Annotated in this window: 15 protein-coding genes; 6 read left to right on the top strand and 9 right to left on the bottom strand. The window is 61.8% G+C overall.

Annotated features, from left to right (window positions below; all coding sequences use genetic code 11):
* Positions 1-97: 97 nt before the first annotated feature.
* From argF to arcA, 3 genes are all read right to left on the bottom strand, one after another.
* Positions 98-1102, bottom strand: a complete 1005-nt coding sequence (gene argF, locus C2U47_RS11505; protein ID WP_041211943.1) for an ornithine carbamoyltransferase — start codon at positions 1100-1102, stop codon at positions 98-100.
* 78 nt (positions 1103-1180) lie between these two features.
* Complete coding sequence (gene arcC / locus C2U47_RS11500; RefSeq protein ID WP_039039634.1) at positions 1181-2107, bottom strand: carbamate kinase; 927 nt, start codon at positions 2105-2107, stop codon at positions 1181-1183.
* A 62-nt stretch (positions 2108-2169) separates the two neighbouring features.
* Complete coding sequence (gene arcA / locus C2U47_RS11495; RefSeq protein WP_010676011.1) at positions 2170-3390, bottom strand: arginine deiminase; 1221 nt, start codon at positions 3388-3390, stop codon at positions 2170-2172.
* A 746-nt stretch (positions 3391-4136) separates the two neighbouring features.
* Between arcA and C2U47_RS23075 the strand changes: the two genes are divergently transcribed.
* Positions 4137-4313 carry a hypothetical protein gene (locus C2U47_RS23075; RefSeq protein ID WP_167292772.1) on the top strand — a complete coding sequence of 59 codons (177 nt, stop codon included), beginning with the start codon at positions 4137-4139 and terminating at the stop codon, positions 4311-4313.
* A gap of 742 nt (positions 4314-5055) precedes the next feature.
* Here the strand turns inward: C2U47_RS23075 and C2U47_RS11485 are convergent.
* The 5 genes from C2U47_RS11485 to C2U47_RS11465 form a co-directional block, all read right to left on the bottom strand.
* Complete coding sequence (locus C2U47_RS11485) at positions 5056-6789, bottom strand: methyl-accepting chemotaxis protein (RefSeq protein ID WP_039039635.1); 1734 nt, start codon at positions 6787-6789, stop codon at positions 5056-5058.
* Between the two features lie 57 nt (positions 6790-6846).
* Positions 6847-7857 (bottom strand): galactose/methyl galactoside ABC transporter permease MglC, encoded by a 1011-nt coding sequence (gene mglC / locus C2U47_RS11480; protein ID WP_010676014.1) that lies wholly within the window; start codon positions 7855-7857, stop codon positions 6847-6849.
* A gap of 15 nt (positions 7858-7872) precedes the next feature.
* Positions 7873-9393 (bottom strand): galactose/methyl galactoside ABC transporter ATP-binding protein MglA, encoded by a 1521-nt coding sequence (gene mglA / locus C2U47_RS11475; protein WP_043153953.1) that lies wholly within the window; start codon positions 9391-9393, stop codon positions 7873-7875.
* A 53-nt stretch (positions 9394-9446) separates the two neighbouring features.
* Positions 9447-10433: a galactose/glucose ABC transporter substrate-binding protein MglB gene (gene mglB, locus C2U47_RS11470; protein WP_010676016.1), complete on the bottom strand. Its 987-nt coding sequence runs from the start codon at positions 10431-10433 to the stop codon at positions 9447-9449.
* A gap of 219 nt (positions 10434-10652) precedes the next feature.
* Positions 10653-13727, bottom strand: a complete 3075-nt coding sequence (locus C2U47_RS11465) for a beta-galactosidase (RefSeq protein ID WP_102948938.1) — start codon at positions 13725-13727, stop codon at positions 10653-10655.
* 384 nt (positions 13728-14111) lie between these two features.
* Between C2U47_RS11465 and C2U47_RS22910 the strand changes: the two genes are divergently transcribed.
* Positions 14112-14270, top strand: a complete 159-nt coding sequence (locus C2U47_RS22910; protein ID WP_158657412.1) for a hypothetical protein — start codon at positions 14112-14114, stop codon at positions 14268-14270.
* Between the two features lie 122 nt (positions 14271-14392).
* Here C2U47_RS22910 and C2U47_RS11460 read toward each other — a convergent pair whose 3' ends face one another.
* Positions 14393-15397, bottom strand: a complete 1005-nt coding sequence (locus C2U47_RS11460) for a substrate-binding domain-containing protein (protein WP_010676018.1) — start codon at positions 15395-15397, stop codon at positions 14393-14395.
* Positions 15398-15613: 216 nt separating this feature from the next.
* Here C2U47_RS11460 and galE point away from each other — a divergent pair, with 216 nt between their 5' ends.
* From galE to C2U47_RS11440, 4 genes are all read left to right on the top strand, one after another.
* Complete coding sequence (gene galE, locus C2U47_RS11455) at positions 15614-16627, top strand: UDP-glucose 4-epimerase GalE (RefSeq protein ID WP_102948939.1); 1014 nt, start codon at positions 15614-15616, stop codon at positions 16625-16627.
* A gap of 106 nt (positions 16628-16733) precedes the next feature.
* Positions 16734-17792, top strand: a complete 1059-nt coding sequence (locus tag C2U47_RS11450) for a UDP-glucose--hexose-1-phosphate uridylyltransferase (protein ID WP_102948940.1) — start codon at positions 16734-16736, stop codon at positions 17790-17792.
* Entirely contained in the window at positions 17789-18937 is a 1149-nt protein-coding gene (gene galK, locus C2U47_RS11445) for a galactokinase (protein ID WP_045522840.1), read from the top strand. Before C2U47_RS11450 ends, galK begins: the two co-directional genes overlap by 4 nt.
* A 27-nt stretch (positions 18938-18964) precedes the next feature.
* Positions 18965-20032: a galactose-1-epimerase gene (locus C2U47_RS11440; RefSeq protein ID WP_223918059.1), complete on the top strand. Its 1068-nt coding sequence runs from the start codon at positions 18965-18967 to the stop codon at positions 20030-20032.
* The last annotated feature ends 8 nt before the right edge of the window (positions 20033-20040 follow it).

Below are 20040 nucleotides of genomic sequence, written 5' to 3'. Positions count from 1 at the left end.
GGTATCCATGCAGGCTGCGGGTCGTAGGGTTGGAGGTATTATGCCGCTGTCACATGGTTGAAAAGCCGGGGGTCACCCCCCGGCACCACTGACGACGTCAGTCGCCCAGCGTAGCCACCATCACTGCCTTGATGGTGTGCATCCGGTTTTCCGCCTCGTCGAACACGATGCTGTGCTCGGATTCGAACACGTCCTCGGTCACTTCCAGGCCCTTCATGCCATATTTGTCGGCCACTTCCTTGCCCATGGTGGTCTCGTCGTTGTGGAACGCCGGCAGGCAGTGCATGAACTTCACATCCGGGTTCTTGGTCGCGTTGATGACATCCATGTTGACCTGATACGGGGTCATCAGTTTGACCCGTTGATCCCAGGCTTCCTTCGCTTCACCCATGGAGACCCAGACGTCGGTGTAGAGGAAGTCGGCACCCAGCACCCCCTCTTTCACGTCTTCGGTCAGGTGGATGCGCGCACCGGTCTCTTCGGCGATGAGGCGGCAGGTGGCAACCAGCTCCTCTTCCGGCCAGAAGGCTTTCGGCGCCACCAGACGGATGTCCATGCCCATCTTGGCGGCACCCACCATCAGGGAGTTGCCCATGTTGTTGCGGGCGTCACCCAGGTAGGCGAACTTGATCTGATCCAGACGTTTGCCCTTGCCGTGCTCCAGCATGGTCATGAAGTCCGCCAGGATCTGGGTCGGGTGGAATTCGTTGGTCAGGCCGTTCCAGACCGGTACACCGGCGTGGGCCCCCAGCTCTTCCACGATCTCCTGACCGTAGCCACGGTATTCGATACCGTCATACATGCGACCCAGCACCCGGGCGGTGTCCTTCATGGACTCCTTGTGACCGATCTGGGAACCGCTTGGGCCGAGGTAGGATACTTGCGCGCCCTGATCGAAGGCCGCCACTTCAAACGCACAACGGGTGCGGGTGGAGGTCTTCTCGAAAATCAGGGCAATGTTTTTGCCGGTCAGGTGTTTACGCTCATAGCCACCGTATTTGGCTTTCTTCAGGTCGATGGCCAGATCGATCATGTATTGGATTTCGCGCGGGGTGAAGTCAAGCAGTTTCAGGAAGTTACGGTTACGCAGATTAAAAGCCATGATGAGTTCTCTCTATATTTGTTCAGACCAATTTGGCAGTGTTATTGACTACGCAGTTGTTCAGACCAGAGCCTTGGCTCAGGCATTGACGGTATTGGTGGCGACGATGTTGGTGCCGGCTTCCCCCTTGAGGATGGCGAGGCCATCTTCCAGGGAGCCGATGCCGACCATGCCGCCGGTCGCCTTGACGAATTCACAGGAGGCTTCGACCTTGGGTCCCATGGAGCCGGCATCGAACTTGACCCCGGCCAGCTCGTCCGGGCTGGTGACCCGCAGCGGACGCTGGGTCGGTTTACCCCAATCCAGATAGACGGCATCGGCATCGGTCAGGATCAGCAGGGCGTCGGCCTTGATCTGCTTGGCCAGGTAGGCGGCTGACATGTCCTTGTCGATGACGGCTTCGATGCCGGTCAGGCTCTGGCCATCCCAGGTCACCGGGATGCCACCACCGCCGGTACAGATGATGAGGTGACCCTGGGCGATCAAGGTTTCGATGGCGTCGCCTTCGACGATGCGCTGGGGCAGCGGGGACGGCACCACGCGGCGGAAAAACTTGCCGTCTGCCTTGACCACCCAGTGCTTCTCGGCAGCCAGAGTGCGGGCTTCCGCCTCTTCGTAGACGGGGCCGATAAATTTGGTCGGATTGGCAAACGCCGGATCCTGGGGATCAACCTGCACCTGGGTCAGCAGCGCGGTGACGTTGCGGCTCGGCATCAGGTTCTTCAGCTCCTGGATCAGCATGTAGCCGATCATGCCCTGGGACTCGGCACCCAGCACATCCAGGGGATAGGGAGAGACCTTGGTGTAGGCGCTGTTTTGCAGGGCCAGCAGGCCGACTTGCGGGCCGTTGCCGTGCACCAGCACCACGTTGTAATCCTCGGCGATGCGGGCGATGGTCTTGGCGGCGGTGGCGATGTTCTTGCGCTGGATGTCGGCTTCCAGAGGTTCACCGCGGCGGAGCAGGGCATTGCCCCCCAGGGCGACGACGACAGTTGGTTTTTTCATGGGTGTTACTCTCGAATTCTGGTGTGTGTGGCGCCAGCCTCTGCCGGCGCCACGCCGTCTTGTCAGATGCCGTCGCGTTCCATCGGGCAGCTCATGCAGCGGGCACCGCCGCGGCCACGTCCCAGCTCTTCACCCGGGATGGGCAGCACAGTGATGCCGGCCTTGTCGTACTTCTCGTTGGTGTAGGTGTTGCGCTCGTAACCCACCACCACGCCGGGGCGCACGGTCAGCACGTTGTTGGCGTCGTTCCACTGCTCCCGCTCGGCCTCGAAGCTGTCGCCGCCAGTGGTGATGAGCCTGAGCTGATCCACCCCCAGCGCCTTCTCGATGGCGGTCACGAAGTAACCCTCTTCCTTGATGTTCATCCCGGTGGCACCGCCCGGGGTCAGGCTCCAGCAGTTCACATCCTTGCGGATGACTTCCGGATAGACGGAGAAGGTGTCGACATCCATGTGGGTCATGACGGTGTCGAGGTGCATGCAGCTGCGGTGTTTCGGCAGCTCCATGGCGATGACCTGCTTGGCCTGACCGTGCTTGAACAGGCTGCGGGCCAGATGCTCCACCCCTTGCGGCGTGGTGCGCTCGGACATGCCGATGAGCACGGCGCCTCGGCCGATGACCAGGACGTCGCCCCCTTCGATGGTGGAGTTGTCGTAGTCGCGCTCCTCGTCACCGAAGTACTTGATGAACTCCTGACCGGCAAACTGCGGGTGCCAGCGGTAGATGGCCTTCACGTGGTTGGTCTCGCGACGACGGGCGGCCTTGGCCATGGGGTTGATGGAGACGCCGCCATAGACCCAGCAGGAGGTGTCGCGGGTAAAGAGGTGGTTGGGCAGCGGTTCGATGATGAAATCGGTCGGGGCATGCATGCCGACCACCATGTTGACGCCGCTGTAGGGCATCTCGGAGTAGGTGAGGCCGCCGGAGAGGATGCGGGCCAGCTCGCGGTGAGGCATGTCCGCCAGGAAGCAGCGCACGTCGTTGGCCAGGGCAGTGCCGAGGCGATAGTCGGAGACCTGGTGTTGCAGCAGCCAGGCTTTGGCTTCCGGCACGTCCAGGGTTTCCGCCAGCAGATTGGTCAGGAGGAAGACTTCGACATTCTGATCGCGCAGTACCTGAGCGAATTTGTCGTGCTCCTGACCGGCACGTTCCACGGACAGGACGTCGTCAAACAGCAGATCCTGGCAGTTGGAAGGGGTCAGACGCTTCAGACTGAGGTTGGGGCGGTGCAACATGACACGGCGCAACTGGCCAACTTCAGAACCTACATAAAATTTGCTCATGATGATATTCCGTCTAGCTGTGGTCCCTGCGAGTGATTGAATAGATTCCTTCTATTCAGGCTCGTGGCTAAGGCGGGATATTCTTTATGTAGGGTACTCGGCTTATGTTCTATCCTGCCCTTGCCTTTCGACGCAGAGATTAGGTCTGGCAACTCCACCAAACTTGGACATTGATCACATTCACCCGAGACTGCATAAATTCAGAAGTTAATTTATGATGGAGTTTACATATCTGACATTTCCCTCACCCTCCATCCGGCATAAATACGCAATAAGGCCCCAATATATTCCACAAAGAGCGCAATTTCATTCATCCATGATATCCAGAAATGGATAGCCACCAATAAAAAACATCAAATAAATCATTACATTAAAATCAAAATGCTCATTTTTTGAATAAACTTCACCCAACTTTGAATTTATCCTCGCTTATCATCCCGTTTGCTCTCACATAAATAATCACCTGCTCCTTTATCGCTGAATAATCCATCTCTTGTCCCAGATCATGGCGGCCTGCCCGGGCCAGATGGCGAGCCTCATCGCCAAGCCGTGTGCACTATCTCTTTTATATGGATATGCATTTTGCACGCATCCTGATGGCGGCTTTTTCACCGACCGGAGTGCAACCGGGATTCAAAGTTTTTTCATTAGTTGAATTTTTTCAGTCACCTTGCGCCGATTTCGGGTTCGCCTTAACTCAAAAAGTGATGCTTGTCACATTCGTTCCCGTCACCAAGGAGATAACCATGAAGATCCCGTCGCTGTTTCTGTTCGTCGCCCTGGTCCTGCCCATGACACCTACCTTGGTGCATGCCCAGGGAGCCCCCGCCATGCCGCTGGTGGTCTGTCACGTTGACCAGGCACCCCAGATGCTGGTCCCCGCCTACCTATGCCAATGGCACGGTGGCAGCCAGCATCCCTGACCCTCTCGCCCAAGGGGAGGCGATCTCCTCTTGGGTCATCCCCGCTTTCCCTCCTTTATCTCCTGAATGGGATCCGGACCACGCCACCTGCATCATGCCCGTTGCTCTCCTCCACCCTCATCTGCGATCGACACTGACCGACCTCCCCGGATTCTGAACCGCAGTTAAACGCCTTGTGAGATATTCGCCATCAACTGCGTAAGTAAAGTGCCAACAAAATTCTCGCCATAGTCGGAAGATGCGCGTGAAAAAACAGCATGATAGAACATTAAAGTCATGATTTTAAAAAAGATAACTTCATTATCCTTTCGCGGGAAACCAGTTTGGATAAAACGTTTTTCAGCATGTCATTGTCGCCCTGCGCGAAATCCTTATAGTTACTCCTGCACGGACGCAATGAAGTCGGTCAGGAAGACTGGCTGCCAGGGTTGGGCAAATGGACTCACCACAGGATGTGGTAAAGGACACCTCCCAGGACGGAGAAAGTGCGACGGGAACGGATGACTCGTCAGGCCATGATGGCTAAAGGACACCCCAAAGGATTGGGAAGGGGAAACCTAAAGGAAGAGGTATAGTCAGGGATTGCAGGGAGCAACTTCGTTCAAGGATATGAGCGATAAGACTATCGGGGGCGACGCAAGTCGCCCCCATCTTTTTTGGGTATTTTTCACGTCTGCCCGCTGATGGGTCACCCCGGCCACGGTACTGCTGGCCAGGGTACCCGGGACTCGCCCAGCCGGCGCTATTCCAGCCGGAAGTGCCCCACTATCTCCCGCAGCCTGTCATAGGTGCGCTGCATGGCATTCGAGCTGTCCACGGTGCGCTCGCCATTCCCCTTGAGCTGGGTGATCACCTCGGCGATGGCACTCATGTTGCGATTGATCTCCTCGGCGACGGCACTTTGCTCCTCCGCGGCCGTGGCGATATGGCTGATGAGATCGTTGATCTCCACCACTTCTCCCGCCATCAGATCCAGTGACGCATTCACCTTGCTGGTGTTTTCCGCCGCATCCTGGCAGCTCTGTCGGGTGTTGCCCATGGCGGCCACCACGGTCTGGGTACCCCGTTGCAGCCGGGTCAGCATGGTCTGGATCTCGGCAGTGCTCTTCTGGGTGCGTCCCGCCAGAGAGCGCACTTCGTCCGCCACCACCGCAAACCCCCGCCCCTGCTCACCAGCCCGGGCTGCCTCGATGGCAGCGTTGAGGGCCAGCAAGTTGGTCTGCTCTGCGATGCCACCGATGACCCCGAGAATCGAGCCTATCTGCTGCACATCCTGCTGCATGGCTTCGATGGAGTGTGCCGTGGCCTCCACCTCCGTCACCAGCGCAGTGACGCTGGCCATGGCCTGATCCACCACCTGACGCGACTGGTTGGCCAGTTGCTGGCTCTGGCCGGTTAGCTGGGCAGTATTGGCCGCGCTCTCCGATACCGAAACGGCAGTACGGCTCATCTCGTTGATGGCGGTGACTACCTGTTCGGTCTCCCGCACATGCTCGGCCAGCAGGCCCTGGGCCGACCCCGTCTGCCTCGCCAATGCCGATATCCCTTCATTGAGCTGGCCGCTCGCTTGTCTCACCTCCCCCATCATGCCCTGCAACTGCTCGATGAAACGGTTGATGCCCGCCGAGATCTGGCCGAGATCATCCTTGCTGGTCACCGTGAGCCGGCGGGTCAGATCCCCATTGCCCTGGGAGAGCTCCTGCACCAGGTCGCGCAAGGAGAGGATGGGTCTATAGGCCAGGTTGAGGGCCACCATGGAGAGGGCCAGTACCAGCGCCGCCACCCCGAGCAGGGCCAGGGTGATCTTGCCGTTGAGCGCCTGGGTCATGGCCCGGATATAGTCGAGATCCACATAACCGGTCAGGGTCCACTCGCTGCCGCGAATATCCAGCTTGTTGGGGCGGCTCTCGCTCTCTCCCTGGGGCTTGCTGCTGTAGAGCACCTGTCCCTGACTGTCGGTGAGGGAGAAGTAACGCCCTTCCCCGCTTACCTTGGTCAGCAGCGTCTTGAATTCGCTCATGTCGAGGTAGTAGAGGTAGGCGGAGTCTGCACCGCGCGGCACCAGGATGGAGATGACGGGTTTGCCGTCCAGCTGCTCCAGCGGGCTGACGGTGATCTGGTTGTTGGCGGCGGGGATCAGCTTGCGCAGGGCATCAACCCTGGCCTTGTCGTCGATGACCCCGTTCGCGTCGAATGCCATGTCGCCAATGAGCTTGACGATGTTGTGAAAGCCGGTCTCCTGCAGCGCCTTCTTGACGCTGGTCACCCCGAGGTTGAGGTTGGCGGCCAGCAGCACCTTCTGGTTGATGTCACCCGCCAGCTTCTCTCTGACCAGGGTGATCTGCTCGTTGATGTTCTGGGTGGCCTGGGTGCGGATGTAGCCGCTGATGAAATGGTTGACGCTGAACCAGGCGGTACCGATGGTGACCAGAATGGCGAGCAGCAACAGCACGTTGATTTTGACTTTGAATGCCATGGTATGGGTCCCTCCAAAGAGAAAGGGCCGGGATGACCCGGCCCTCCCTGCCAATGCTTACTTCTTCTTGGCGTACTTCATGGAGTCCAGGGCTACCGCCAGGATGATGATGCCGCCCTTGATGATGAACTGCCAGTAAGGGCTGACACCGATGTAGGTCAAACCATAGTTGATCAGCGTGAAGATAAGTACGCCGGTGATCACACCCGCGACAGTTCCCACACCGCCGGCAAACGAAACGCCCCCCACCACGCAGGCCGCGATGGCATCCAGCTCGTACATGAAGCCGAGGTTGTTGGTGGCACTGCCGATCCGCCCCGCTTCCAGCATGCCGCCGAAGGCGTAGAAGACACCGGCCAGGGCATAGATGACCACCAGGTTGACGGCGACGTTGACGCCGGACACCTTGGCCGCTTCCGGGTTGCCACCGATGGCGAAGATGTTCTTGCCAAAGCGGGTCTTGTTCCACAGCACCCAGACGAAGACGCTGGCGATGGCCGCATAGAAGGTCAGGTACGAGAGCTTGAACCCGCCAATCCGGATAAAGCCCTGCGCAAAGTTGGAGAAGCGAGGATCAAACCCGGCTACCGGAGAAGCCCCCACGGAGTCGAAATAGAGGGAGTTGATGCCGTAGACGATGATCATGGTGCCCAGGGTGGTAATGAAGGGCGTCACGTTCAGGTAGGCGACAATCAGGCCGTTGACCAGACCAATCAAGGCCCCCACCACGCACACCAGCAGGATCACCGCCGGAATGGGCACCTCCCCCAGGGTGGGGAAGACCTTGTTGACGTTGGTCAGGGCCTGCAGCATGGTGGCCGCGATCAGCGCCGCCAGGCCTACCTGGCGACCGGCCGACAGGTCAGTACCCTGGGTGATGATGATGCCCGCCACCCCGAGGGCGATGATGACCCGTACCGAGGACTGGGTCAGGATGTTGCTGAGGTTGGTGAGGCTGAGGAAGGAGGGCTCCTTGATCACGATGATCATGAGCAACACCAGCAACACCACATAGATGCCGTTCTCTTTGAGCGCCTGCATCAGATTGAAATTTTTAGCCGACTCCATAATGTCTTCCTGTCTTTATAGGTACAGAGATGCCAGGCGCAGGATCTCGCTCTGGTCAGTTTCTTTGGTGTTGACGATCCCCGCGACCCGGCCATTGCTCATGACCATGATGCGGTCCGTGATGCCGAGCAGTTCCGGCATTTCGGAGGAGATGATGACGATGCCCTTGTCCTTCTTCGCCAGCTCCAGGATGAGCTGGTAGATCTCGAACTTGGCGCCGACGTCGATACCCCGGGTCGGTTCATCCAGCATCAGGATCTCGGGCTGGGTCAGCAGCCAGCGACCGATGATCACCTTCTGCTGGTTGCCACCGGAGAGGGAGCCGATCTGGGTCTGCTGGGTCGGTGTCTTGACCCGCATGGAGTCGATGACCCACTGGGTATCGCTCTTCATCTTGTTGTCGCTGAGCAGCCCCATGGATCCCTTGTAGTTGTCCATGTTGGCGATCAGGGAGTTGAAGGCGATGTCGAGGCGTGAATAGATCCCGGTAGAGCGGCGCTCCTCGGTCACCAGGGCGAAGCCGTTCTGGATCGCCTCGTGGGCGTTGTGGTTCGCCACCTCTTTGCCGTGCAGCTTGATGGTCCCTTCGCTGCGATCGCGGATGCCGAACAGGGTCTCCACGATGTCGGTGCGCTTGGCCCCCACCAGACCGGCGATGCCGAGGATCTCCCCCTTGTGCAGGTTGAAGGTCACGTCCTTGATGGAAGGCTGGTTCTTGGCCGTCAGGTGCTCGACCTCGAGGATCACCTCTTTGGGCTGGTTGGTTTTTTCCGGGAAGCGCTGGGTGAGCTCGCGGCCGACCATCATGCCGATGATCTGATCCATGGTCATGCCCTGGAGGGGCTGGGTCGCCACCCACTGGCCATCCCGCAATATGGTGATCTCGTCACAGAGCTGGAAGATCTCTTCCATCTTGTGGGAGATGTAGACGATGCCGCACCCCTTCTCCTTGAGCTTGTTGATGATCTTGAAGAGGTGGTTGACCTCTTTCTCGGTCAGGGAGGAGGTGGGTTCGTCCATGATGACGATCTTGGCGTCATAGGAGAATGCCTTGGCAATCTCGATCATCTGCATCTGGGAAACCGACAGGGTGCCGACCTTGACCCTGGGGTCGATGTCGATGTCCAGCTCCTCGAAGATATGCTTGGTGTCCTGATACATCTTGCCGTGGTCGACAAACAGTCCCTTGGTGGGATAGCGGCCGAGCCACATGTTGTCCATCACGGTGCGTTGCAGTACCAGGTTCAGCTCCTGGTGCACCATGGAAACGCCATTCTCCAGCGCCTCTTTGGACGAGGTGAAGTTGATCTCCTGTCCCTTGAAGAAGATCTTGCCCTGATCCTTCTCGTAGATGCCGAACAGGCACTTGAGCAGCGTGGACTTCCCTGCGCCATTCTCGCCCATCAACGCATGCACAGAATGAGGACGGACCCGTAAATTGACATTATCGAGTGCCTTGACGCCAGGAAAGCTCTTACTGACGTCAATCATCTCCAACAGCCATTCTGATTGTTGCCGTGTTGTCATATCAGCCATCACATCTGGTTGAAAAGAGGGCAAGGGGATCTCCCTTGCCCTGAGGGGAGGAATTACTCGAATTGGGACAGGTTGTCTTTGTCTACGCCCACGTAGGCAACGCGGACGACCTTGTTGTCGATCTTCCAGTTGGTGCCTTCACCGGCCGGCTTGCCTTCGGCCAGGTTCTTGGTCAGCTCGAAGGTGGCCTTGGCCTGGTTGGCCGCATCGTTCAGCACGGTACCAGCCATGGCACCGCTCTTGACCATGGCCAGGGCTTCCGGCAGGGCGTCAACACCGAACACCGGGATGGCGGTCTTGCCCTGGGCCTTCAGGGATTCCACGGCGCCCATCGCCATGCCGTCGTTGTTGGCGATGACCACTTCGATCTTGTTGGCGTTCGGACCGGAGATCCAGGCGTCCATCTTGTCCTTGGCCATGGCGGTATCCCACATACCGGTATCCATGTGCAGTTGCTCGGTCTTGATGCCGCCATCGTTCAGGGTCTTGACGACGTAGGTGGTGCGTGCTTCCGCATCCGGGTGGCCAGGCTCACCCTTGAGCAGCACGAACTGGATGACGCCATCCTTGTTCAGATCCCACTCGGGGTGCGCTTTCCAGTGCTTGGCGATCAGCTGGCCCTGGATGATGCCGGACTCCTTGGAGTCGGTGCCCACGTAGTAGGCCTTGTCATAGCTGGCCAGGTCGGCCGCGCTCGGTTCCTTGTTGTAGAAGACCACGGGGATCTCGTCCGCACGGGCTTTCTCAATCACGACAGGGGCCGCCGCCGGGTCAACCAGGTTGATGGCCAGGGCCTTCACGCCCTTGGCCAGCAGTACATCGATCTGGTCGTTCTGCTTGGACTGGTCGTTCTGGGAGTCGTTCATCAGCAGTTCCACACCCGGGGTGGCCGCCGCTTCTTTCTCGATGGCCTTGCGCACCACGGCCATGAAGTTGTCGTCGTACTTGTAGACGGTGACCCCGATACGGGTATCGGCCTGGGCTTGGGCTCCCGCCATCAGTCCCATCAGCAAGGTGGCAACTGTCGTGAGTTTTTTCATTGTTATGCTCCGATCTCTATCTGTTTTTTGTAGGGAATGCTGTACACCGTTTGAGCTGGCGCCAGCCTAATGTAATCAGTTTGTTGTGAGGCGGTCTGTGATCCTGGCAACAAAATGAAAACGTTTACACTCTGTTACATAGCCGTAATATTGTTAAAAATTAAATAGTTACGTGAGAAACTGCCTTTGGGTCTCGCCATCTCGCGACGGCGGGTCCGGCTAGCGCAGACGGCAGTGCCACTGATAACGACCCGGCAACAGCCAGAACTCGGGCCGCACGCTCTGGCTCCAGGAGTCGTCGCCTCCCACCCCCATGTGGAAGCCATCGAGGCACAGGTGCGTGCCCCCCAGAGCCACCAGATCGGTCTGGTGACGGGCTTCGGTCAGCTGCTGCTGACTGTAGCGGCTGACACTGAAGTGGAAGCGCCCCTCCACCGCCAGATCCCCCAGTTGCAGTGCGTGGGTATCGCAGCGCAGTCCGTTGTCGGTCGGGAAGACATAAGGGGTGTGCAACGCCTCGATGGGCAATTGCCAGCGACCGAGATCGGCGGCGAGCCGGCGATCCGGGTAATTCTCGTGGGGGCCAAGCCCCAGCCAGCTCACCGGGGCACCTTCGGCCGGTTCATCAGCCAGCCAGAGCCGGGCACCGATGCGCGGCAGGGAGGGCATGTCGGCGGCCACCTCCACCTCGATGGCGAGGTTCATGGCGCCCTCCCCGTCCATCCTGTGATGCCAGCGGGTCAGGATCTTCGGCTCGTCACCCACTAAATAGCCGTGGTGCGCCGTGATAAGACCCAGCTCCGGACTCGCCTCCAGGCCGAGACAGCGGTGCTGCAGATCATTGAGTCCGGCCTCCTGCCAGCGGGCAATCCAGGCGTTGGGATCGGCGTGATCCGCCTCGCTGGTGCCGATATCGTTGTCGAGCGGCGCCCGATAGAAATGATCGGCGATGGCGTCGCGCAGCCGCTCGCGGCCCTGCTTCTGCCAGCTGACGATGCGACCACTGGCCTTGTCGAGCTGCCACAGGGAATCTGCGGCGCCAAGCACCCAGTGATCGCGCTGCTCGGTCAGGCTGACCGCCGGGCAGGCCGACGGCAGCGCCAGGGGCGCGGGCAACAGGCATTGCTGGCGAGCCACCTCGTGACCCGCTCCGGCCCAGGCCGTGGCGGTGGGCTGCACGATGGCGAGATCCAGCCAGGCGAGCGCCCCCGGCGCAAAGGCCGGCAGTTGCTCCAGCAGGGTCAGCGTCACGCTCCCCCGGGGAGCCAGCTCGAGCGGGCATTCACCCTGGCTCACCACCACGCCGTCTTCACACAGACGCCACTGCAGAGTCTCGTTATCCGTCTCGCGGAACAGGTATTCGCTGCGGATCTCCACCGTCAGCGGCTGGCGACCCTGCAGGGTCAGAACAAAGGGCTGCTGGGCACGCCGGGCTTCAAACAGGGAGGGATGGGGGGTGCGATCGGGGAACAGCAGGCCGTTGCAGCAGAACTGGCGATCGTTGGGAGTGTCGCCGAAATCGCCACCATAAGCCCAGAAATGGCGGCCATCGTCGGTCTGCTTGTCCAGCCCCTGATCGACCCAATCCCAGACAAACCCACCCTGCAGCCGCGGATGATCGCGAAATGCCTGCCAGTAATGGGCATAGCCCCCCAGGCTGTTGCCCATGGCGTGGGCGTATTCGCACAGGATCAGCGGCCGGGTCTCTTCCGGCAGGCCGATCCACTTGGCCAGTGCCCACTTGGGCACCGCCGGGAAGGGTTGATCCTGATGGGTACGGGCATACATGGGGCAGATGATGTCGGTGGCCGGGGTGTCGGCCCCGCCCCCTTCGTACTGCACCGGGCGGCTGGGGTCCGCCCCCTTCACCCAGCGATACATGGCGTCGTGGGCCGGGCCATAACCGGATTCGTTCCCCAGAGACCAGATGATGATGCTGGGGTGGTTGAAGTCCCGGGCCACCATGCGGGTAACCCGCTCCAGGAAGGCGTTGCTCCAGGCGGGATCCCGCGCCAGCCGCCCCATGGGGGTCATGCCGTGGGTCTCCAGGTTCGCCTCGTCCACCACATAGAGGCCGAGCCGGTCGCACAGGCGATAAAGCTCGGGGTGATTGGGATAGTGGGAGCAGCGCACCGCGTTGAAGTTGTGCCGCTTCATCAGCAGCAGATCCTGCTCCATGTCGGCCGGGGTCACCACGTGACCCGTGGCGGGATGGTGTTCATGGCGATTGGCACCACGAATCAGCAGGGGTTGGCCGTTGACCCGCAGCAGGCCGCCACGGACCTCCACCGCCCGAAAGCCCACGTCATGGGCCTCGCTCTCGAGAGTGCTTCCCTGCTCGTCCAGCAGGGTCAGGGTCAGGCGATAGAGGTGCGGGGTCTCGGCGCTCCACTTGTGTGGCGCCGTTACCGTCAGCCACAACTCGGCGCGATCGTCATACACCCCTTTCTCGTCGATGGCTTGGGTGCCGATCCGCTGGCGCAGGGTCGCTACCCGCTCGTCGCCATCATAGAGGTTGGCCTCCACCGACAGACCGGCTCCGTTGGCCGCCTGCAATTCAACCTTGAGGCGGGCATCCCGGTAGCAGGCGTCGAGCTCGGGCGTCACCCGGATATCCATCAGATGACGGGCCGGTTTGTGCAGCAGGCTGACGGAGCGGAAGATGCCGCTCATGCGCCACATGTCCTGATCTTCCAGATAGGAGCCGTCAGACCAGCGCAGCACCAGGACGGCGAGGCGGTTGGCCCCGGCCTGAAGGAAGGGGGTCAGATCGAATTCCGCCGGCAGCCGGCTGTCCTGGGAGTAACCGACCCAGCGGCCGTTGCAGAAGAGGTGAAACGCGCTGTCCACCCCGTCGAAGATGATCCGGGTCTGTCCCTCGGCCAGCCAGTCCGCAGCAACGGTGAACTCGCGGGAGTAGCAACCGGTGGGGTTCTCGGCAGGCACCCGGGGCGGGTCGCAGGGAAAGGGGTACTTGATGTTGGTGTAGATGGGCACATCCGTGACGGGCCGCGCCCCCGGGTAGGCCGCAGCCAGTTGCCAGTTGCCCGGCACCTTGATGGGGCAGGCATCCGGCAGATCCTCCACCAGCCACTGCTCCGGCACCCGCTCCGGGGCCTCGAACCAGGAGAACTGCCACTCGCCGTCCAGCAGTAGGCGGGAAGGTGACAACCCCCCCATCCTGGCTTCCCCTTCACTGCGCCAACTGGACAAGGGGGTATGGGCTGGCAACCGGTTCACGGCGGTGATCCCCTGGGTCTGCCAATCCTGACGGGCCACTATCTCCCTGAGCATGCTTCACTTCTCCCTGCATTCACGCTGAAAACCACTGCAGTGTAGGAGAGTTTTGCCCGGTGATCGGCGATCCCGCTCACACAGATGTAAACGATTACACTCATTTTGTTAAGTAAAACGGAGTAAAAATCGGATAAATCCGGGTAAATGACCCCATGGGGGAAAAAGCGGACCTTCGGAAGGGCAGAAGATGCCCGGGAGTGTGAAACCGGGAGGCAATGGCCGAGCCAGCGGAGCAAGCCATGGCAAAGACCCGACATCGCGCCCCCCTCGCCTCATCAGGTGCTGGAGCGCCTCAACCCGGTTCCGGGCACGCACGCAGCCCGGCCTCTCGAAGGAGTGTGCAGAGGCCACGAGAGCCCCTGCCCGGCGCAGAGAAAAGCCATGGCGGGCGTCTTGCAGGATCTGGCCGGAAGTGAGGCTCGGCAGGCCGGGGGAGAGGGGCTCGTGACAGACGAGCGGGAAGAGCTGGCGAGTTCGGCAGGCAGGGAGCGTGAGGGGACGGTTGTCACTCCTCAGGCAACCCGCTGTGGTCTGCGCTAGCCATGCTCTCAGCTATCCATGGTCTGAGCTATCTATCGTCTGAGCTATGGGGGTGCTTTATATGCTGCAGTACGGGTTCGCCAGGTGCAGCGCTTGCGCCGACGGGGGCGCAAGCGCTGCGATCAGGACCTGACGGGAGCGACCGAATGGCGGTTGATCAGGGTGGGGGTATAGATGCGACTCTGCACCGATTCGCTCTCCCCTGCGGCGAGTTGCAGCGCCAGCTTGGCCGCCTGGGCCGCCATCAGCTCGATGGGATAGCGCATGGTGGAGAGCTTGGGTCTCAGGTATCTGGCGTAGATGATGTCATCGAAGCCTACCACCGACACCTCCTCCGGCACCTTGAGGCCGTTGTCCGCCAGCACGGAGATGGCCCCTGCCGCCATGGCGTCGTTGTAGGCCACCACCGCCGTGATGGGCAACCCCTTGGCCAGCAGGTTGAGCATGGCGCGCTCGCCCCCCTCTTCATTGGGCATGCCGCTCTCCACCAGCTCGGGATCGGCGAAGACCTCCGCCTCCGCCAGGGCATCCTGATAGCCCTGGTGGCGCAACAGCGCATCCTCGATGGCGTGATCCGAGCTCAGGAAGGCGATATGGCGGTGGCCGAGATCCAGCAGATGACGGGTGGCGGTCGCCGCACCCTGGCGGTTGTTGAGAGCGATACAGCGCCCCCTCAGACTCGGAATGTCGCGGTTGATCAGCACCATGCCGGGGGCACGCAGGGCGTAGTCGACCAGCTCCTCGTCGCCGAGCGCCTTGCTGTGCACCACCAGTGCCTCGCAGCGTTTGCCGATGAGCAGCTCGATAGCCTCCCGCTCCTGCTGGGCGCGGTGAAAACCATTACCCATCAACAGATGCAAGCCCTGCTCCACCGCCACCGCCGCGACCCCTTTGACCAGGGCGCCGAAGAAAGGATCCGCCACGTCCCCCACCACCACTCCCATGGTGTCACAGGTCTGGCTGACCAGGGCCCGCGCGTTGGCGTTGGGGGTATAGCCCAGCTCGGCCATGGCCTTCAGCACCACCTCGCGGGAGGCGGCACTGGCCTTGGGTGAGTTGTTCATCACCCGTGAAACCGTTGCCACTGACACATTGGCCAAACGGGCGACATCCTTGATGGTGCTCATGCTGTTTTCACTTATTTCACGCTGCAACTGGCCGCATTATACCGTTCAATGTCACTGATAACAGGGGGAAAAATCAGAACTTGCCACATTGGTCGATGAAAACAAGTGTAATCGTTTACACATATTTGTTAAGCAGCTCACAGTTTGCCCGTCAGCCCCTCGGCTAGACTCCTGCTCAGGCTTTCCTGATGCGAGGAGTTGAGGGTGGAACAACGGATGAAAGTACTGGTCACCGGCGGTTGCGGCTACATCGGCAGCCACACCTGTCTGGCCTTGCAGGCCGCAGGCATGGAGCCCGTGGTGGTGGACAACCTCTGCAACAGCAAGGCGGGCGTCCTGACCCGTGTCGCCGCCATCAGCGGGCACGAGCCCCGCTTCTACGAGGGGGACATCCGTGACCCGGCCCTGCTGGATCGCATCTTCAGCGAGCAGCACATCGACGCCGTGATCCACTTCGCCGCCCTCAAGGCGGTCGGCGAGTCGACACGCATCCCGCTGGACTACTACGAGAACAACCTGAGCGGCACCCTGGTATTGCTGCAGGCGATGAAACGGGCCGGGGTACGCAATCTGGTGTTCAGCTCGTCGGCCACCGTCTACGGCGATCCCGCCAGCACCCCGATCCGGGAGGATTTCCCCCGCAGCGCCACCAACCCCTACGGCCGATCCAAGCTGATCATCGAGGAGATCCTCGAGGATCTGCAGCGGGCCGAGCCCCACTGGAGCATGACCCTGCTGCGCTATTTCAATCCCGTCGGCGCCCACGAGTCCGGCACCCTGGGAGAGGATCCCCAGGGCATCCCCAACAATCTGATGCCGTTTTTGACCCAGGTCGCCATCGGCCGGCGCGACTGCCTCTCGGTCTTTGGTAACGATTACCCAACCATCGACGGCACCGGGGTGCGCGACTACATCCATGTGATGGATCTCGCCGAAGGGCACGTCAAGGCTCTGGAACACTGCGCCGGACGGGGCGGTGTCCACGCCTACAACCTGGGCACGGGCCAGGGCCAGAGCGTGTTGCAGATGGTCGCGGCGTTCGAGGCCGCCTGCGGTCGGCCCCTTCCCTACCGGATCGAGCCACGGCGCCCCGGCGACATCGCCGAGTGCTGGGCCGATCCCGCCAAGGCCGAACGCGAGCTGGGCTGGCGTGCCCGGCGGGATCTGGCCGCCATGTGCGCCGACAGCTGGCGCTGGCAATCCGCCAACCCCCAGGGGTATGAGGCGTGATATCCGTTTTGCTCCCTTCTCCCGTCGCGGGAGAGGGGCCACAGATGAGCGGCGCACCCGCCCTCATCACTGCCCGCAATTCCTTTATTGAGCTTGAGGAGTGATGATGTTCAACCCGGTTGATCACCCCCACCGTCGTTTCAACCCGCTGACCGGCCAATACGTGCTGGTCTCCCCTCACAGGGCCAAGCGCCCCTGGCAAGGCCAGGTCGAGAAGGTGAGCCTGGCGCCGAGCCAGGCCCATGATCCCGACTGCTTCCTCTGTGCGGGCAACACCCGGGTGACCGGCGATATCAACCCCGACTATCAGGGCACCTTCGTCTTTACCAACGACTTCGCCGCCCTGATGCAGGACACCCCGGCCGCTGACGCGGCGCCGGATCCCCTGCTGAAGCTGGAAGCCGCCCGGGGCACCAGCCGGGTCATCTGCTTCTCGCCGGATCACGGCAAGACCCTGCCCGAGCTGCCCCTGCCCGCCATCGAAGGGGTGATCACCACCTGGATGGACCAGGTGGCCGAGCTCTCTGACCAGTGGGAATGGGTCCAAGTCTTTGAAAACAAGGGCGCCGTCATGGGCTGCTCCAATCCGCACCCTCACGGCCAGCTCTGGGGCAGCGACTTCCTGCCCAACGAGATTGCCCGGGAAGAGGCGCACCAGCGCACCTGGCTGGCCGAACACGGCCGCCCCCTGCTGCTGGACTATGTGGAGCGGGAGCTGGCGGATCGCTCCCGCATCGTGGTGGAGACGGCCCACTGGCTGGCGGTGGTGCCCTTCTGGGCGGCCTGGCCGTTCGAGACCCTGCTGCTGCCCAAGGCCCATGTTCCCTCCATGCTGGATCTCACCCGGGAACAGCAACAGGATCTGGCCATCGCGCTCAAGGAGCTCACCAGCCGCTACGACAACCTGTTCCAGTGCAGCTTCCCCTACTCCATGGGCTGGCACTTCGCCCCGCCCCGTTCCGACTGCCCCGAGGCGTGGCAACTGCACGCCCACTTCTATCCGCCCCTGCTGCGCTCCGCCACGGTGCGCAAATTCATGGTGGGCTTCGAGATGCTGGCCGAGACCCAGCGCGATCTCACCCCGGAACAGGCGGCGGAACGGCTGCGCGCCCTCAGTCCCATCCACTACAACGACCAGAACCAGGCCAACGAGGAGGCCCTATGACCCCGAGCCAGCGCGTCAGCGCCGTGTTTGCCGAGCAGTTTGAGCAACAACCCGACCTGCTGGTACGGGCTCCAGGCCGCGTCAACCTCATCGGCGAGCACACCGACTACAACGACGGCTTCGTGCTGCCCTGCGCCATCGACTACGAGACCTGCGTCGCCATCGGCCTGCGCGGCGACAACCTGGTCGAAGTGATCGCCGCCGACTACGACAACCAGCGCGACCGGTTCAGTCTCGATCAACCCATCGAGCACCACCCCAGCCAGCGCTGGAGCGACTACATCCGCGGCGTGGTGAAACACCTGCAGGCACGGGGCCACGCCCTGCGCGGCCTCAATCTGGTGGTCTCCGGCAACGTGCCCCAGGGGACGGGTCTCTCCTCCTCCGCTTCCCTGGAGGTGGCCATCGGCCAGGCCTTCAAGGAGGCCCAGGGGCTGGCCATCAGCCAGGCGGAAATCGCCCTCAACGGCCAGCAGGCGGAGAACCAGTTCGTCGGCTGCAACTGCGGCATCATGGATCAGATGATCTCCGCGAGCGGCAGGCAGGATCACGCCCTGCTGCTCGATTGCCGTTCCCTGGAGACCCGGCTCATCCCCATGCCCACCGATCTGGCGGTGCTCATCGTCAACTCCAACGTGCGCCGCGGCCTGGTGGACAGCGAATACAACACCCGTCGCCAGCAGTGCGAAACCGCCGCCCGTCACTACGGGGTCAAGGCCCTGCGGGATCTTGACCTGGCCACCCTGGAAACGGGCAAGGCCGGTCTGGACGAGGCCTGCTATCGCCGTGCCCGCCACGTGGTCGGCGAGAACGCCCGCACTCTGGCGGCGGCCGATGCGCTGGCACAGGGCGATCTGGTGCGCCTCGGCGAGCTGATGGGCCAGTCCCACGCCGCCATGCGCGATGACTTCGAGATCACCGTGCCCCCCATCGACGGCCTGGTGGAGATCATCAAGGCCCGGATCGGCAGCGAAGGCGGTGTGCGCATGACCGGCGGCGGTTTTGGCGGCTGCGTGGTCGCCCTGCTGCGCCCCGAGAAGGTGGCCGAGGTGATCGCCGTGGTGGAGGCGGAATACCCGGCCCGTTTCGGCCTCAAGGCGGACTGCTACGTCTGCCGTGCCAGCGCAGGGGCCGGCAGACTGTAACGCACGCCTGACAACGGGTGACGCCCCCTGCCCGGCACTCGCGACGCCGGCAGGGGGCGACGGGATCACGACGGGGAACCGCAAACCATGATGAGATTCGAGCTGGAAAACGAGGAGGGACTGCGGCTGCGCGGTCTCGCATACGGGGCCACCCTCACCTCCCTCACCCTGCCGGTGGCGGGAGAGCGGCGGGAGGTGCTGCTGGGCTGCGCCGACGAGGCCTACCTCACCCAGCAGGTATGGCTGGGGGCCGTGGCGGGGCGCTTTGCCAACCGCATCGGCGGCGCCCGCCTTGAGCGGGAAGGCCAGTGCTGGACGCTGGACGCCAACCAGGGGGCCAACTGCCTGCACGGCGGGCGCGACGGGTTCCATCGCCGCACCTGGCAGATCAAGGAGCAGGAGGCGGACAGGGTCAAGCTGGCGCTCCTCTCCCGGGCGGGGGATCAGGGCTTTCCCGGCAATCTGAGGGTGAGCCTGGAGTATCGGCTGGAGCAGTGCGATCTGGTGGTCGACTTCTGCGCCAGCACGGACGCCCCCAGTCCGGTCAGCCTCACCAGCCACGCCTACTTCAACCTGGATGGCGGTGGCGACATCCGCCACCACACCATCAGCCTCGACGCCGACCGCTACCTGCCCACGGATGACCAGAGCCTGCCACTGACCATCGCCCCGGTGGAAGGCCCCTTCGATCTGCGCGTCCCCCGCCCCATCGGCCAGGCGTGGCTGGACCACCCCCAGCAGCAGTTGGCCAAGGGGTACGATCACGCATTTCTGCTCAACAACAGCGATTTTGAGCCTGCTGATGAGCCGTTTGGTGGGTCCAACCAGCCATGGGCCGCCCGGGTGATCTCGGGGGATGGCAAGCTGGCCATGGCGGTCTACACCAACCAGCCCTCCCTGCAGTTCTACAGCGGCAACTGGCTGACCGGCACACCGGATCGTCAGGGCCGACCCTACCGGGATTACGACGGTTTCTGCCTGGAGGCCCAGCAATTGCCCGACAGCCCGAACCGGCCCGCCCTCGGCGATCCCTGGTTGCTACCGGGGCAGCGTTATCGCCACCAGACCCGCTATCGCTTTATTCCTGCCCCCTGACAGCCCTG

This window comes from Aeromonas sp. ASNIH7 (genome assembly GCF_002903485.1).
In the GTDB taxonomy this organism is placed as follows: Bacteria; Pseudomonadota; Gammaproteobacteria; order Enterobacterales; family Aeromonadaceae; genus Aeromonas; species Aeromonas caviae.
This window is presented reverse-complemented; position numbering and strand designations above follow the sequence as displayed.

Coding starts and splice junctions, on each gene's coding strand:
- C2U47_RS11450 (WP_102948940.1), top strand. CDS start 16,734: ATGTTCAACCCGGTTGATCACCCCCACCGTCGTTTCAACCCGCTGACC.
- mglA (WP_043153953.1), bottom strand. CDS start 9,393: ATGGCTGATATGACAACACGGCAACAATCAGAATGGCTGTTGGAGATG.
- galE (WP_102948939.1), top strand. CDS start 15,614: ATGAAAGTACTGGTCACCGGCGGTTGCGGCTACATCGGCAGCCACACC.
- C2U47_RS11465 (WP_102948938.1), bottom strand. CDS start 13,727: ATGCTCAGGGAGATAGTGGCCCGTCAGGATTGGCAGACCCAGGGGATC.
- C2U47_RS11460 (WP_010676018.1), bottom strand. CDS start 15,397: ATGAGCACCATCAAGGATGTCGCCCGTTTGGCCAATGTGTCAGTGGCA.
- mglB (WP_010676016.1), bottom strand. CDS start 10,433: ATGAAAAAACTCACGACAGTTGCCACCTTGCTGATGGGACTGATGGCG.
- arcC (WP_039039634.1), bottom strand. CDS start 2,107: ATGAAAAAACCAACTGTCGTCGTCGCCCTGGGGGGCAATGCCCTGCTC.
- C2U47_RS22910 (WP_158657412.1), top strand. CDS start 14,112: ATGGCGGGCGTCTTGCAGGATCTGGCCGGAAGTGAGGCTCGGCAGGCC.
- galK (WP_045522840.1), top strand. CDS start 17,789: ATGACCCCGAGCCAGCGCGTCAGCGCCGTGTTTGCCGAGCAGTTTGAG.
- C2U47_RS11485 (WP_039039635.1), bottom strand. CDS start 6,789: ATGGCATTCAAAGTCAAAATCAACGTGCTGTTGCTGCTCGCCATTCTG.
- arcA (WP_010676011.1), bottom strand. CDS start 3,390: ATGAGCAAATTTTATGTAGGTTCTGAAGTTGGCCAGTTGCGCCGTGTC.
- C2U47_RS23075 (WP_167292772.1), top strand. CDS start 4,137: ATGAAGATCCCGTCGCTGTTTCTGTTCGTCGCCCTGGTCCTGCCCATG.
- argF (WP_041211943.1), bottom strand. CDS start 1,102: ATGGCTTTTAATCTGCGTAACCGTAACTTCCTGAAACTGCTTGACTTC.
- mglC (WP_010676014.1), bottom strand. CDS start 7,857: ATGGAGTCGGCTAAAAATTTCAATCTGATGCAGGCGCTCAAAGAGAAC.